Here is a 15344-nt window from a genome sequence, read left to right as displayed (position 1 = left end):
GCTCAGGCGGAGCGGCGGGTGATCGCGGTGCGCAGGTCCATGAGGAAATCGGCGGGAGCGTCGAGGTCGGTCTGGGTCGCCGGCAGGTAGATCCACCCGAGTGCCTCGAGGCGGCGCCGTCGCCGGAGGTCCTTGCGCCACTGCGCCTTGTCCGACCGGTGCTGGTGGCCCTCGTACTCGATGGCGATCTTCAGCTCGGGGTAGGCGAGGTCCACCCGCGCGACGAACGCGTCGCCGTCGAAGACGGCGTGGTTCGCACGCGGTGCAGGGAATCCGGCCTCGATCATCAAGACGCGCAGCTCGGACTCCTTGGGCGACTCCGCCCTGCCGTTCAACAGTTCCAGGGCGCGACAGAGCTTTCGTCGCTGCCGCCGAGCCGGATGAGCGGCGACCGCGGCCTCGAGGTTTGCACGGGCCGCCCGCCCTCCCCGGCGCACGATGGCGTCGCCGACAGCGACGAGCTGGCCGAGCGTCAGCATTGTCGCGAGGTCGCAGAATGTGCGCTCGGGCGTGGTGGCTCGCACCCGCGTGCGCCGATCGATTTCTGCGTCTCTGAGGCGCGAGTGGTGGCCGCGCACCCGCTTGATCCGTGGCGCCCGGCACTCCTGAGGAACGATGACATCGAAGACATCCTCGTTCTCGAGCGAGAGCGGCAAGGGGAGTCGGTGCAGCCGGGCGGCGGTCGCGTGGCTGAACGCCGCCCACGGGGGCAGTCGGGTCTGCAGCGCTCCGCACTCGTCGTCGAAGGCGAGGTCAATGCCGGCGGGAGAGCGCACTCCCCGGTGCGGCCGGGTGAGGTCGCTCGCCCGCGTGCGGCCGCGTGAGATTCCGTAGGCCTGTGCCGTCGCCACCGAGAAGGGCCGACCGGGGAACGGGGCGGGGAGCGGCGCCGGGCTGCGTGTCACCCACTCAGCATGTCCCTCCCCGACGCATCGTCGCCGAAGTTATCCACAGCCCGTGCCACCGACGCATCCGTCCCACCCCCTCGTCCCACCGAGCCGCCCCACCCCTCGTCCCACACAGCCGCGGTGAGGTGACAGAAATGGTCGCTATCGGGTCCCTCATAGCAGCCACTTCTGCCACCTCACGAAGGGCGCGGGGTCGACGAAGCGAGGGATGGGCGGGCGCCGCGCGGGGCGCGGCACCCGTCCGGTCAGAGCGAGGCGGTCTCGCCCATGCCGATGTTGGTGTCGTAGTCGACGTCCTTGGTCTCCTTCGAGAGCAGGAGCGCGATGAGCGTCAGCACGCCGGCGCCGCTCAGGTAGATTCCCACGAGCCACGGCGAGCCGCCCGCGGCAGCCCACAGCGCCACGGCGACGATGGGCGCGAGCGCGGCACCGAGGATCGACGAGACGTTGTACGCGACGGCCGACCCGGTGTAGCGGACGTTCGTCGGGAACAGCTCAGGCAGGATCGCGCCCATGGGTCCGAACGTTGCCCCCATCAGCGCGAAGCCGAAGATCAGGAACGCCTGCACGAGCGCGCCGGTGAACTTCGGGTCGAGCTGCGGCAGCAGGAAGACGTTGAAGACCAGACCGAACACGACGATGCCCGCCGTCACCCAGATCAGCAGCGTGCGCCGGCCGACCGCATCCGCCACCGGACCGGCGAGCAGCGTGAAGACGCCGAAGAACACGACGCCGATGATCTGCATGAGCACGAAGTCGGTGTAGCCGAAGCCGAGCCCCGGCACATACGTCGACGGGTCGAACGGCGTCCCCGCCGCGTCGGCCGCCGCCTGCGCGGTCTCGAGCGTCGCCTTCGTGCCGTACGACAGCGTGAAGTTCGTCATGAGATAGAACAGCACGTAGGTGGCCAGCATGATGAACGTGCCGAGGATGAGCGGCCACCAGTGCCGGCGGAGCGTCTCACCGAGCGGGAACTTCCGGATGGCTCCGGTGTTCGCGGCCTTCGTGAAGGACTCCGACTCGACGAGCTTGAGGCGCACCCAGAGGCCGATGATCACCATGACGGCCGAGAACCAGAACGGCACTCGCCAGCCCCAGGCGAGGAACGCGTCCGAGCGCTGCACGGCGCCGTCGGGGTGGGGCAGGGCCAAGTTGATCAGCAGGAAGATCGTGTTGGCGATGATGAAGCCGAGCGGCGCGCCCATCTGCGGGAACGTCCCGTACCAGGCGCGCTTGCCCTTCGGTGCGTTCTCGGTGGCGACGAGCGCCGCGCCCGACCACTCGCCGCCGAGGGCGAAGCCCTGTGCGAGACGAAGGATGAGCAGCAGCAGCGCCGCCCACCACCCGACGCCCTGGTAGGTCGGGAGGCAGCCGATGAGGAACGTCGCGATCCCCATCGTCAGCAGCGACGCGACGAGCGTGGCCTTGCGGCCGAACCTATCGCCGAAGTGACCGAACACGATCGCGCCGATCGGTCGGGCGACCATCGCGGCGCCGAAGACGCCGAACGAGGCGAGCAGCGCCGTCGTGTCGTCGCCGGTCGGGAAGAACAGGATGGGGAAGACGAGGACGGCCGCGGTCGCGTACGCGTAGAAGTCGTAGAACTCGATCGTGGTGCCCACCAGGCTCGCGAGGATGACACGCGAGCGGGGGTTCGCCGGAGCCGTGGAGACGGCAGTGGAAGACATGCGAAAAGGACCTTGCAATTCTGGGGGAGAGGTCCTTGTGGGACGAGCCGGTGGGCGACGCCCGGCGCAGGGGTGGTGCGTCGGGCGAGCCGACGCTGGACCACCGGAACGTCGGCGGGATGGCCGGCGCGGAAGGTTCCATTCTAGAGGATGGAGTTTCGGCTCCCGGGTCGGTGCCCGCGGCCGCGCCGCACCCGGCTCGGACCTTCAGTATGACGGAACCTTCAGTATGACGTAAGCTCAAGCCATGGGCACTGTCATGATCATCCTGCACGTCGTCACCGCCGTCTTCATCGTCGGACCGATGGCGATCATCCCGATGACCGGGCTGCGCGCACTGCGCTCCGGCAACGCCGCTCAGGTGGCGACCCTGGCGAAGTCGACCGCGATGTTCTCGTGGCTGTCGCTGATCACGTTCATCCTCGGCTTCGGAGTCGCCGGCATCTGGGGCATCAGCATGATGACTCCGTGGGTGCTGTGGTCGATCATCGCCTACGTGATCGCCTTCGTGCTGAACGTGTTCGTCGTCGTGCCGCAGATGAACAAGGCCGCCGAGGCGGCCGAGGGGGCGACGGATGCCGGAAAGCCGGCCGGCTACGGCATGATCGTCGGAACCAACGGCATCGCGACCCTGCTGCTCATCGTCGTCGTCCTGCTGATGGTGTGGCACCCGGGCTCCTGAGCTTCGACTCACGAAGGGCCGGTCTCGACATCGTGTCGGACCGGCCCTTCGGCACAGTGGGCAGGTCCTGAGCAAGGAGCGCAGCGGCGAGTCGACGGGCGCCCAGCGACCGGCCTCGGAGCGGCAACGGGTTCCGCGATCCGTCGGCGGGGGCGGCAGGGTGCGGCCGATGGCCCGCCCGACGGTCTCAGCCGCGCAGCCGGCGGGTGATGGCGACCATGCGCAGTGCCGCGTCGGCTGCCTCCGCCCCCTTGTCCTCCTGCGAGTCGGGAAGACCCGCCCGGTCGAGGCCCTGCTGCTCGTCGTCGAGGGTGAGCACCCCGAAGCCGACCGGCTTGCCGGCGTCGAGCGCCACCCGGTTCAGCCCGTCGGTGGTCGCCGCCGACACGTACTCGAAGTGCGGAGTGCCGCCGCGGATGATGACCCCCAGCGCGACGACGGCGTCGGCGCCGCCGGCGAACGCCGCCTGCGCGGCGAGGGCGAGCTCGAACGACCCAGGCACGCGCACCAGCGTGTGCCCGGCGCCCGCCGCCTCCAGCGTGCGCTGCGCCCCGGCGATCAGCCCCTCGGTGATGGTCTCGTGCCAGGTGCCGGCGACGATCGTGACGCTGACGCCGTGACCCGACGCATCCTGCGCCCGGGGCGCACCCTTACCGCTCACGCCTGGGCTCCCTCGTGCTCGGCTGCCTGTGCTGCCGGAGCCGCCTCGTGCGCGTCGTTCTCGTGCGTCTGCATCTCGTGCAGCGCCTCCTCCAGCTCGTCGGCGTCGATGAGATGCCCCATCCGGTCGCGCTTGGTCTGCAGATACTGGTGGTTGTTCGGGCCGACGCCGACCAGCAGCGGCACCTGCTCGACGATGTCGAGCCCGAGTTCGCGCAGCTGCGCGACCTTGTCGGTGTTGTTCGTGAGCAGGCGCACCCGCTCGATCCCGAGGTCGGCGAGGATGCCCGCGGCGGCCGCGTAGTCGCGGGCATCGGCGGGGAGACCGAGCGCCAGGTTCGCGTCGACGGTGTCCATCCCGCGCTCCTGCAGGCTGTAGGCGCGCAGCTTGTTGATGAGGCCGATGCCACGGCCCTCGTGCCCGCGCATGTAGATCACGACGCCGCCCTGCTCGTCGATCGCGTCGAGGGCCGCCTGCAGCTGCGGACCGCATTCGCACTTCAGCGAGCCGAACGCCTCGCCGGTCAGGCACTCGGAGTGCACGCGGACGAGCGGCGCATCGGCGCCCAGGTCGCCTGACACGATCGCGAGGTGGTCGGTGCCGGTCGTCCGGTCCTTGTAGGCGAGGAAGCGGAAGCTGCCGTGCGACGTGGGCACGTTCGCCTCGGCGCGCAGGCTCACGCGCCGCCGATGCACGACCGGCTCGGTGCGTGGGTCGTGCTCGTCGAGGTAGGCGATGAGCTGCTCGATCGTGATGACCGGGATGCCTTCGCGCTCGCCCATCTCGATGAGGCCGGGCAGGCGCATCATGCTGCCGTCCTCGGCGACGACCTCGCCGATCGCGCCGACGGGGGAGAGGCCGGCGAGCTTCATGAGCTCGACCGCCGCCTCGGTGTGGCCGCTGCGCTCGCGCACGCCGCCGTCGACGGCGCGCAGGGGGAGCACGTGGCCGGGACGGATGACCGAGCTCGGCTTCGAGTCGGGATCGCCGAGCACGTTGAGCGTGTGCGCGCGGTCGGCGGCGCTGATCCCGGTGGAGATGCGGTCGGCGGCGTCGACGCTCACGGTGTACGCGGTGCCGCGGGAGTCCTCGTTGTGGGCGACCATGGGGGGCAGGTCGAGCCGGTCGGCCCACTCCGCGGGCATCGGTGCACAGAGGTACCCGCTCGAGTACCGGATGGTCCAGGCGAGCCACTCCGGAGTGGCGAGCTGCGCCGACAGGATGATGTCGCCCTCGTTCTCGCGGTTCTCGTCGTCTGCGACGAGCACGGGGCGCCCGGCGCGGAGGCTGTCGAGCGCCTCGGGGATGGTGGACAGGCTCATCGGGAGCCTCCTTCGATCGATGCGGGATCGGCGGAGCTGCGTGCGGGGAAGGCGAGCAGACGCCGGACATGACGGGCGAGGATGTCGGTCTCCAGGTTCACGCGCTCGCCGGGCGCGCGCTCGCCGAGCGTGGTGGCCTCGAGGGTCTCGGGGATGAGGGAGACCTCGAACCACGCCTGCTCCTCGCCGGGAGCACTGACAGCGCTGACCGTGAGCGAGACGCCGTCGACGGCGATCGAGCCCTTGTCGACGACGAGGTCGGCGAGCGCGGCCGGCAGGCCGATGCGCAGCACGCGCCACTGGTCGCCGGGACGCACCTCGAGCACCTGCCCGGCGCCGTCGATGTGTCCCTGCACGATGTGGCCGCCGAGCCGGGCGCCCGCGGCGAGCGCGCGCTCGACGTTCACGCGGCGACCCGCGGCGACGTCATCGAGCGTCGACATGTCGAGGGTCTGCTTCATGACGTCGGCGATGAACCAGTCGGGCCCCTGCTCGACGACGGTGAGGCAGACTCCCGACACGGCGATCGAGTCGCCGTGCGCGGCATCCGTCACCGCCTGCGGGGCGCGCACCGTGAGGCGGGACCCGTCGCCGGAGGGCGTCACAGCGGTGACCTCGCCGATCTCCTCGATGATGCCGGTGAACATGTCAGCTGATCCTTTCAGCGGGGGCCGGGCGGGGATGCGCGACGATCAGCAGATCGTCGCCGAGCTTCTCGATCGAGGCCACCCGCAGGCGACGCGCGGCGCCGATCGTGTCGACTCCGATGTCGGTGAGGGCGAGGCGGTCGCCGCCGAGCAGCACGGGGGCGGTGTAGGCGAGGATCTCGTCGTACAGCCCGGCTCGCAGGAACGCGCTCGCGACGGTGGGGCCGCCCTCGACGAACAGCCGGTGGATGCCGCGCTCGTGCAGGTCGGCGATCGCGATGTGCAGGTCGTCGTAGAACAGGGGCGGATGCGGATGCCGCCGCACGGCGGCGTCGGCGGGCGTCTTGCGGGTGCCGAGGACGACGGGCACGGGCTGCTGGGCATACAGCGCCCCGTCGGGGCGGCGGGCGGTGAGGGCCGGGTCGTCGGCGAGGACCGTGCCGGTGCCGGCCAGGATCGCGTCGGAGGCCCCGCGCCGCTCGTGCACATCGGCGCGGGCGGCGGATCCGGTGATCCAGCGGCTGGTGCCGTCGGATGCTGCGGCCCGGCCGTCGAGGCTCTGCGCCCACTTCACCGTGATGAAGGGCCGGCCCAGCCGTGTCGCGACGAGCCAGTCGTCGATCAAGGCGACGCCCTCGTCGACGAGCACGCCGCCGGCGACGTCGACTCCGGCGGCGCGCAGCCGGTCGGCGCCGCCGCCGGAGCGCACACCCGGGTCCTCGGCGCTGTACACGACGCGCGCCACCCCGGCTTCGATGAGCGCGAGCGCGCAGGGGCCGGTGCGTCCGGTGTGGTTGCACGGCTCGAGGGTCACGACGGCGGTCGCGCCGCGGGCCTGCTCTGGAGTGAGCTTGCTGAGGGCGTCGACCTCGGCGTGGGCGGTGCCGGCGCCGCGGTGCCAGCCTTCGGCGATGATCGTGCCGTCGGGGGAGAGGATCACGGCTCCCACCTGGGGGTTGACTCCCCGGGGGCCGCGCGGGGCGAGCGCGAGCGCGCGACGCATCGCGTCAAGCTCGATCGGGCTCACCGCCATCCGCTCTCCTCACTCGCCTGAGGCTCCGGGAGAGGCGGCGGCGCACGAAAGGACGCCATGCGTGCTGCCTCCCATCCGGACTAGCGATGGCGGACCATCGCATCACCGTCGGTCCCGGAGTTCCACCGGGTCGACCGTCGGCATCCTGTCGGAGGCCGCGGCTCGCGGACTGTCACCGCCGGTTCGGATTCTCACCGACCCCGGAGCACGTTGATGCTCACGAGTCTACCCAACGCATCCGGCCCCGGTTCATTCCCGGGCACCGCGGACCGCGGCGAACCGGGCGGGGCGAGGCCGGTCCGGCGGCTGGCTCGCCTACGCTGGAAGGAGGGGAAGGGAAGCGCGATGCATGCGATCGACAGCCACGGGTTCGCGCGGCTGAAGGCTCGACCGTACGCCGACGTCCTCGTGATCGGCGGCGGAATCAACGGGCTCGCGGCGTTCCGCGACCTCGCGATGCAGGGCGTCGACGTCGCGCTCGTGGAACGCGGCGACTTCGCCTCGGGGGCGTCGGCGGCGTCGAGTCACATGATCCACGGTGGCATCCGGTACCTCGAGAACGGCGAGTTCCGGCTCGTGCACGAGGCCGTCACAGAGCGCAACATGCTCCTGCGCACGGCCGCGCACTACGTGCGGCCGCTGCAGACCACGATCCCCATCTTCTCGACGTTCTCGGGGGTGCTGTCGGCGCCGCTGCGGTTCCTGCGCCACGGCGCCGGCGCCCGCCGCGAGCGGGGGGCGGCGCTCATCAAGATCGGTCTGGTGATCTACGACTCGTTCTCGCGCGGCGGCGGGAGGGTGCCACGGCACACGTTCCACGGCCGGCGCGCGTCGCTCGAGCGGCTGCCGCACCTGAACCCCGAGGTGAAGTACACCGCGACGTACTGGGATGCGTCGCTGCGCGATCCCGAGCGTCTCGCGCTCGACGTGCTCCGCGACGGGCTCGCCGCGTCGGTGCCCGCGGGAGGAGCGGCGTCGGCCGCGGTCGACGGCGACGGGCCCGACGGTCGGGCGTCGGCCCGGGCCGCGAACTACACCGCCGCCGTGGGCGTCGACGACGGCCGCGTGGTGCTGCGCGACGTCGACTCCGGCGAGGAAGTGCCGTTCACCGCATCCGTCGTCGTGAACGCCACCGGCCCGTGGACCGACCTCACCAACGCGGCGCTGCGCGAGCAGACGCGCTATATGGGCGGCACGAAGGGCTCGCACATCGTCCTCGATCACCCCGAGCTGCTCGCCGCCACCGGAGGTCGGGAGCTGTTCTTCGAGCACAGCGACGGGCGCATCGTGCTGATCTATCCGCTGAAGGGGCGGGTTCTCGTGGGGACGACCGACCTCGAGCACGACATGGCGGAGCCCATCGTGTGCACCGAGGAGGAGGTCGACTACTTCCTCGGCCTGATCGCGCACGTGCTGCCGGACATCCCGGTGTCGCGGGAGCAGATCGTGTACCGGTACGCCGGGGTGCGCCCGCTGCCGGGGCACGGCGACCTCGCCCCCGGCTTCGTGTCGCGGGATTACCGCATCGAGAAGGCGCCGCTGCCCGGGCGGGCGGATGCGTCGATCCTGAGTCTGGTCGGCGGCAAGTGGACGACGTTCCGGGCGTCGGCCGAGCACCTGGCCGATCGCGCCCTCGAGCTGTTGGCGCGCCCGCGTCGGCGGTCGACGAAGGGCGTCCCGATCGGCGGTGGGCGCGGGTTCCCGACGACCGAGCGGGCACGGCAGCAGTGGCTCGCCGACCACGGCACCGTCGTCGGCATCGTGCGGGCGGGCGCGCTGCTGGAGCGCTACGGCACCGTCGCGGCCGACGTGATCGCCGCGATCGAGGCGGACGCCGACGACGCACCGCTCGTCACGCTGCAGCACTACTCGACCGGAGAGCTGCGGCACCTGGCGCGCACGGAGGCGGTGCGGCATCTCGAGGACGTGCTGATGCGCCGCACCTCGATCGGGTTCACAGGCGGCGTGAGCGTCGCGTCGGCGCACGAGGTGGCCGATGCGATCGGCGGAGCGCTCTCATGGGACGCGGCGACCCGCGAGGCCGAAGTCGCCCGCGCGCTGGCCGCGGCATCCGCCGCCGTGCCCGCGTCGTCGGCCGCCGCATCCTGACCCGCCCAACTTGGTCGCCGCGCGGACCGCTCATCCCGACCGGCCGACCGTCAGGGACCCTTCACCTGTCGCAAATCGACCTTTATCGGGCCGTCGAAGATCGATTTGCGACAGGCGAGCGGTTCTTGTCGCGACGATGGCACGGCGTATCGGCCGGACGGTGGTGCGCCGGTAGCCTGACGGGACAGAGAACGGAGGCAGCGTGGCGGGACATGTGCTGGCGATCGACCAGGGGACGACCTCGACCCGGGCGATCGTGTTCGACGCGGCCGGGCAGATGGTCGTGACCGCGCAGCGAGAGCACGAGCAGATCTTCCCGCGGGCAGGATGGGTCGAGCACGATCCGGTCGAGATCTGGACGAACACGGAATGGGTCGTCTCGCACGCGCTGTCGCGAGCGCGCCTCGCGGCGCGGGACGTGGCCGGCATCGGCATCACGAATCAGCGCGAGACCGCGATCGTATGGGATCGCCGCACCGGCCGCCCGGTGTACAACGCGATCGTCTGGCAGGACACCCGCACCCAGGAGCGCATCGACGCCCTCGCCGCGGCCGGCGAGGCCGGCACGCAGCGCTTCGTCGGCGTGACCGGCCTGCCGCTCGCGACGTACTTCTCGGCGTCGAAGCTCGCGTGGATCCTCGACCGGGTTCCCGGCGCACGGGAGGCCGCCGAAGCGGGAGATCTCCTGTTCGGCACCCCCGACACCTGGGTGATCTGGAACCTCACGGGCGGCACGAACGGCGGGGTGCACGTGACCGATGTCACGAACGCCTCCCGCACGCTGCTGTTCGACCTCGCGACGCTCGACTGGTCGGACGAGATGCTCGCGGTCTGGAACGTGCCGCGGGCGATGCTCCCCGAGGTCCGCTCGTCGTCGGAGGTCGTCGGCGAGGTGCGTGTGCCGTCGGTGGCCCGCGGCATCCCGGTCGCCGGGATCCTCGGCGACCAGCAGGCCGCGACGTTCGGCCAGGTCGCGTTCGGTGCCGGCGAGTCCAAGAACACCTACGGCACCGGCAACTTCCTCATCGTCGGCACGGGGGAGGAGATCGTCCGCAGCGACCACGGGCTCATCACGACCGTCGCGTACCGCTGCGGCGACGAACCGGCCCGGTACGCGGTGGAGGGATCGATCGCCGTCACCGGTTCGCTCGTGCAGTGGCTGCGCGACAACCTCGGCATCATCGCCCGGTCAGAAGAGGTCGAGACCCTCGCCGCGACCGTCGACGACAACGGCGGCGCGTACTTCGTCCCGGCGTTCTCGGGGCTGTTCGCCCCCTATTGGCGGCCGGATGCGCGCGGGGCGCTGGTCGGTCTCACCCGCTACGTCAACAAGGCGCACATCGCCCGCGCGGCGCTGGAGTCGACGGCGTTCCAGACCCGCGACGTCATCGAAGCGGTCGTCGGCGACACCGATCGCAGGCTTGAGGAGATCCGGGTGGACGGAGGGATGACGCGCAACGACGCCCTGATGCAGTTCCAGGCCGACATCCTCGGCATCCCGGTGGTGCGGCCGAAGATCGTCGAGACGACGGCCCTCGGCGCGGCGTATGCGGCCGGGCTCGCCACGGGGGTGTGGAGCGGCTTCGACGAGCTCCGCGCGCTGTGGCAGGAGGATCGGCGGTTCGAGCCGGCGATGGATGCCGCCGAGCGGGAACGCCGGTACCGGATGTGGCAGAAGGCGGTGTCGAAGTCCCTCGACTGGGTCGACGACGACGCGCGCACCCTCATGGGGACGCATGACGCCTGACGCGCACGCCGTCGACGCGGGCACATGCGGCCGGCGCTGGCCGGCGCACGCCGCCCGAGGAACGGCCTACTTCAGCAGGCGCGACAGCCGACGGTCGGCGAGGATCTTCCCGCCGGTCTGACACGTCGGACAGTACTCCAGGCTGTTGTCGGCGAAGAAGACGCTGCGCACCGTGTCGCCGCAGACGGGGCAGGTCTCACCGCGGCGGCCGTGCACCTGCATTCCGCGCCGCTTCGCGTCTTTGAGGTCGGCAGGAGGCTTCCCGGATGCGGTGGCCACCGCATCCGTCACCGTCGCGGTCATCGCCTCGTACAGGCCGGTGATCTCGTCGTCGGTGAGGTTCGCGGCGAGGGCGTAGGGCGACGTGCGCGCGGCGTGCAGGATCTCGTCGGAGTAGGCGTTGCCGATCCCGGCGATGATCGACTGATCGCGCAGCACGCCCTTGATCTGCGTGCGGCGTCCGGCGAGCAGCGCGGCGAAGGCATCGCGGGTGAACGCCGGATCCAGGGGGTCGGGGCCCAGGCGTGCGATGCCCGCCACCTCGAAGGGTTCCCGCACGACATACACGGCGAGCGACTTCTTCGTGCCGGCCTCGGTGAGGTCGAATCCGGAGCCGTCGGAGAGCGCGACCCGCAGGGCGATCGGCGTGCGGCCGGGCTTGATCACGGTGGACGGGAGCGTCTCGTACCACCGCAGCCATCCGGCCTTCGCGAGGTGGAAGACGAGATGCGCGGCATCGGTGCGGATGTCGACGAACTTGCCGTGGCGCTCGACGCCCGCGATCGATGCGCCGCGGAGCGCGTCGATCGGCGGGTCGTACGTCTTCAGCGCGGCGATGTTGGCGACCGTCGCGCGGACGATGTCGAGTCCGGTCACGCGGTCGCGCAGGAACGCGACGAGCCCCTGTACCTCCGGCATCTCCGGCATGCGCCCATCCTGCCACGGGTGCGCCGCGGCCCGCTCGCCCGGATCCGGCACCGCGGCGGCGACCCGAACGTCACCGGGATCATCGCCGGACGAACGGCCGCGCCTCGGGAGCACCGCGCAGCACCTGCGGCGGCGCCGGGCGCACCAGAATCGACTCCTCCGGGTGGTCGCGGAGTTCCTCGCCGCGCAGGCGCGCAGCGAGGACCTCGGCGAGGTGCACTCCCTGCCTGCCCACCCCCGACTGCTCGATCTGGGTGCGGCAGCTGAAGCCGTCGGCCACGATGAGAGTGCCGGCGTCCGCCGCCCGTACCGCCGGCAGCAGCTCCGTCTCGGCGCAGGCCAGCGACACCTCCAGGTGCCCCGCCTCGAATCCGAAGTTGCCGGCGAGGCCGCAGCATCCGCCGACGGCTTCGGGAACGATGCCCGCCCTTCGCATCACCTCCAGGTCGGCGTCGACGCTCAGGACGGCGTGCTGGTGGCAGTGCGGCTGCACCACGGCCGAGCGGTCGACCGCCGGCGGCGTCCAATCGGTGTAATTGAGCAGTTCGGCGAAGGTGACAGTGCGCTCGGCGAGGAGCGCGACATCGGCGTCGTGGGAGAGGAGTTCGGGCCCGTCGGATCGGAAGACCGCCGTGCAGCTGGGCTCCAGTCCCACCAGGCGGGTTCCGCCGGCCAGGGCAGGGGCGAGCGAGCGAGCCGTGCGCGTGAGCACCTTCTTCGCGCGGTCCAGCTGGCCGGTGGAGATCCAGGTGAGGCCGCAGCACAGCTCGTCCTCGGGGATCGTGACGCGGTATCCGGCATCCTCGAGCACCTCCACGGCCGAGAAGGCGACCGCCGGCTGGAGGTTGTTGGTGAACGTGTCGGGCCAGAGCATGACCTCGCCACGGCTGCCGTCGCCGTGCGGGCCGCGCCGCCGGTACCAGTCGGTGAACCGCTCCGTGGCGAAGGAGGGGATGGGCCGGCGCGGCTCGAGCCCGCCCGCGCGAGCGACGAGCCAGGCGAGCGGCCGCACATGCGTCAGAAGATTGACCAGGCGTGGTGCCACGTGCGCCACGCGGGCCCAGTACGGCAGCCAGCCCATCGAATAGTGCGCGGCGGGGCGGATCCGGCCGGCGTAGTGGTGCGAGAGGAACTCCGCCTTGTACGTCGCCATGTCGACCCCGGTCGGGCAGTCGGATCTGCAGCCCTTGCACGACAGGCAGAGATCGAGAGCGTCACGCACGGCGGTCGAGCGCCAGCCGTCCTGGATGCTGCCGCCGGTGCGCTGTCCGTCGAGCATCTCGAACAGCAGCCGGGCGCGCCCCCGCGTCGAGTGCTCCTCCTCACCGGTGGCCCGGTACGACGGGCACATCACGCCGCCGGAATGGTTGCGGCACGAGCCGACGCCGATGCAGCGCAGCGCCGCATTGCCGAACGCGCCACCGTCATCCGGGAAGTCGAACTGCTGGTGACGGACCGCGCGCGGACGGAAGCCCGCCACCCGCAGGTCGTCCGCGACGCCGTAGGGCCGCACGATCTTTCCCGGATTCAGCCGGTCGGTCGGATCGAACAGCGCCTTCGTGCGGCGGAACGCCTCCATGACCCGGTCGCCGAACATGAGCGGGAGCAGCTCGCCGCGGGACTGCCCGTCGCCATGCTCACCGGACAGCGACCCGCCGAAGCGCACGACGAGCTCGGCGGCGCGGGTGACGAAATGGTGGAAGCGCCCGATGCCGGCCAGGGTCTCGAAATCGAACGGGATGCGGCAGTGCACGCATCCCTGCCCGAAATGACCGTAGATCGTGGTGGCGTCGCGGTAGCCGAACTCGCCCAGCAGTGCGTCGAAGTCGCGGAGGTAGTCGCCCAGTCGCGCGGGCGGAACCGCCGCATCCTCCCAGCCCGACCAGCTCGATTGATCGGCCGGGGAGCCGGCCGCGGCGCCCAGGCCGTCTTCGCGCAGCCTGACGACGGCCTCACGGCTCTCGTCGTCGGCCGCGATGGCGACCGCGGGCCGTCGGCCCGTGCGGCCCAGCGCGTCGATGAGCGTCCGCACGCGCGCGTCCGCCTCGTCACGGTCGTCGCCGCCGAACTCGACCATCAGCCACGCCTGGCCGTCGGGCAGCGCCGCGATGCCGGCGGCGTTCCTTCCCCGCGCGCGTTCCCGGTCGACGAGTCGTGCGTCGAATCCCTCCAACTGCAACGGCTGGTGGGGCACGATCTGCGGCACGGCGTCCGCCGCCCGGTCCAGCGACGAGTACCCCAGCACCACCATCGACGTGACGGGCACCGCCGGCACCAGAGCGATCTCGGCGCGCAGAACCGTGACCAGGGTCGATTCCGAACCGCACAGCATCTTCGCGAGGTCGACGTCGCGCTCGGGCAGGAGGTCTTCGAGGTTGTAGCCGGACACGCGCCGGGGGATGTCGGGGAACTGCTGCCGGATGTCGTCGCCGAATTCGTCGACGATCATCCGCAGTTCCCGGTGGATCTCGCCCACGCGGCCGTCGCCGTCTCCGGTCAGCTGCTTCTCGCCGCCGGCCCAGAACCGGGTGCCGTCGGCGCAGAGCACCTCAAGTCGGAGCACGTTGTCGGAGGTCTTCCCGTACGCCTGGGCGGTGGCGCCGCACGAGTTGTTGCCGATCATCCCGCCGAGCGTGCAGTGCGCGTGCGTGGCAGGCTTCGGTCCGTACATCAGCCCGTGCTCGCCGGCGCTGCGATTGAGCTGGTCCAGGACGACACCGGGTTGCACGATCGCCGTGCGCGCCGCCGGATCGATCGACTCGATCTCGTTGCAGTACTTCGACCAGTCGATCACGACCGCCGTGTTGCACCCCTGCCCGGCCAGGCTGGTGCCGCCGCCGCGCGAGAGAACAGGCGCCTCGAACTCGGCGCACACGGCGACCGCGTCCGCACCGGCCTCGACCGTGCGAGGCACGACCACCGCGAGCGGCACCTGACGGTAGTTCGACGCATCCGTGGAATAGGCGGCGAGCGATCCCGGATCGACGCGCACTTCGCCGTCCACCCGGGCGCGCATCTCGCGTGCCAGCGCGGCGATGTCGACCGTCCGCTCGCCGGACACGAGGTCAGGCAACTGAATTGCGGCCATATCCCATCGTGCATCGGCGAACACGTGGGGGCAACGCCCCTCGGCGTCTGCGGCGTCGCGGCTACTGTGCCGTCACAGCGGGAGAGATCGGAGGCAGGAGATGCGCTACGCGGTGATCGAGGAAGATCCGAAGACCTTCGTCGTGGTCTTCGAGGCGGGCGACGACTTGGTCGCCGGGTTGGAGCGGTTCGCCGTCGAACAGGAGGTGTCAGGGGCCGGTTTCACCGCCATCGGTGCGCTCTCCTCGGTGACGCTGGCGTGGTTCGACTGGGAGACGAAGCAGTACCGGGTGTCCGTCGATCTGAGCGAGCAGGTCGAGTTGCTCTCGCTGGCCGGCGACATCGCCCTGAAGGACGACGAGCCCGTCGTGCACGCGCACGTCGTCGTGGGCCGGCGCGACGGCACCGCGCACGGTGGGCACCTGCAGGCGGCGACGGTGAGGCCGACGTGCGAGCTCATCCTGACCGAGACGCCGGTCCACTTGAGGAAGCACATCGATCCGGAGTCGGGCCTCGCGCTCATCCGGGTGTGA

The 15344-nt window shown here is 71.1% G+C and carries 12 protein-coding genes and 1 riboswitch; of the genes, 4 read left to right on the top strand and 8 right to left on the bottom strand.

What is annotated here, in order from left to right; genetic code table 11:
* Nucleotides 1-2 precede the first annotated feature (2 nt).
* Entirely contained in the window at nt 3-905 is a 903-nt protein-coding gene (locus AC3RX1_RS01070; RefSeq protein WP_491499375.1) for a hypothetical protein, read from the bottom strand.
* A 248-nt stretch (nt 906-1153) separates the two neighbouring features.
* Nucleotides 1154-2596 (bottom strand): MFS transporter, encoded by a 1443-nt coding sequence (locus AC3RX1_RS01065; RefSeq protein ID WP_491499374.1) that lies wholly within the window; start codon nt 2594-2596, stop codon nt 1154-1156.
* Between the two features lie 247 nt (nt 2597-2843).
* Here AC3RX1_RS01065 and AC3RX1_RS01060 point away from each other — a divergent pair, with 247 nt between their 5' ends.
* Nucleotides 2844-3278 carry a DUF2269 family protein gene (locus tag AC3RX1_RS01060; protein WP_491499373.1) on the top strand — a complete coding sequence of 145 codons (435 nt, stop codon included), beginning with the start codon at nt 2844-2846 and terminating at the stop codon, nt 3276-3278.
* A 187-nt stretch (nt 3279-3465) separates the two neighbouring features.
* On the opposite strand, the gene ribH is transcribed toward AC3RX1_RS01060, so the two are convergent.
* The 4 genes from ribH to ribD are packed head-to-tail and all read right to left on the bottom strand — an operon-like array spanning nt 3466 to nt 6941.
* Complete coding sequence (ribH, locus tag AC3RX1_RS01055; protein ID WP_491499372.1) at nt 3466-3939, bottom strand: 6,7-dimethyl-8-ribityllumazine synthase; 474 nt, start codon at nt 3937-3939, stop codon at nt 3466-3468.
* Nucleotides 3936-5261, bottom strand: a complete 1326-nt coding sequence (ribA, locus tag AC3RX1_RS01050; protein ID WP_491499371.1) for a GTP cyclohydrolase II — start codon at nt 5259-5261, stop codon at nt 3936-3938. The genes ribH and ribA overlap by 4 nt, the downstream gene beginning before the upstream one ends.
* A complete protein-coding gene (locus tag AC3RX1_RS01045; protein WP_491499370.1) occupies nt 5258-5908 on the bottom strand; it encodes a riboflavin synthase in 651 nt (216 codons plus the stop codon). Before AC3RX1_RS01045 ends, ribA begins: the two co-directional genes overlap by 4 nt.
* A gap of 1 nt (nt 5909) precedes the next feature.
* Complete coding sequence (gene ribD, locus AC3RX1_RS01040; RefSeq protein ID WP_491499369.1) at nt 5910-6941, bottom strand: bifunctional diaminohydroxyphosphoribosylaminopyrimidine deaminase/5-amino-6-(5-phosphoribosylamino)uracil reductase RibD; 1032 nt, start codon at nt 6939-6941, stop codon at nt 5910-5912.
* Between the two features lie 57 nt (nt 6942-6998).
* A riboswitch (FMN riboswitch) is annotated at nt 6999-7154 on the bottom strand.
* 132 nt (nt 7155-7286) lie between these two features.
* Between ribD and AC3RX1_RS01035 the strand changes: the two genes are divergently transcribed.
* Nucleotides 7287-9050, top strand: coding sequence for a glycerol-3-phosphate dehydrogenase/oxidase (locus AC3RX1_RS01035; protein WP_491499368.1), 1764 nt, complete (start codon nt 7287-7289; stop codon nt 9048-9050).
* A 202-nt stretch (nt 9051-9252) separates the two neighbouring features.
* Nucleotides 9253-10797: a glycerol kinase GlpK gene (gene glpK, locus AC3RX1_RS01030; protein ID WP_491499367.1), complete on the top strand. Its 1545-nt coding sequence runs from the start codon at nt 9253-9255 to the stop codon at nt 10795-10797.
* Between the two features lie 66 nt (nt 10798-10863).
* Here glpK and AC3RX1_RS01025 read toward each other — a convergent pair whose 3' ends face one another.
* Both AC3RX1_RS01025 and AC3RX1_RS01020 read right to left on the bottom strand, forming a co-directional pair.
* The gene (locus AC3RX1_RS01025) at nt 10864-11724 is read right to left on the bottom strand and encodes an Fpg/Nei family DNA glycosylase (RefSeq protein ID WP_491499366.1); all 861 of its coding nucleotides are present in this window, start codon (nt 11722-11724) and stop codon (nt 10864-10866) included.
* A gap of 79 nt (nt 11725-11803) precedes the next feature.
* Nucleotides 11804-14812 (bottom strand): FAD-binding and (Fe-S)-binding domain-containing protein, encoded by a 3009-nt coding sequence (locus tag AC3RX1_RS01020; RefSeq protein ID WP_491499365.1) that lies wholly within the window; start codon nt 14810-14812, stop codon nt 11804-11806.
* Between the two features lie 100 nt (nt 14813-14912).
* Between AC3RX1_RS01020 and AC3RX1_RS01015 the strand changes: the two genes are divergently transcribed.
* On the top strand, nt 14913-15344 hold the full coding sequence (locus tag AC3RX1_RS01015) for a PPC domain-containing DNA-binding protein (protein ID WP_491499364.1): 432 nt from the start codon (nt 14913-14915) through the stop codon (nt 15342-15344).

The organism is Microbacterium altimontanum, assembly GCF_058349865.2.
The sequence above is the reverse complement of the archived record's forward strand: the minus strand, read 5'-3'. Positions and strand labels throughout refer to the sequence as shown.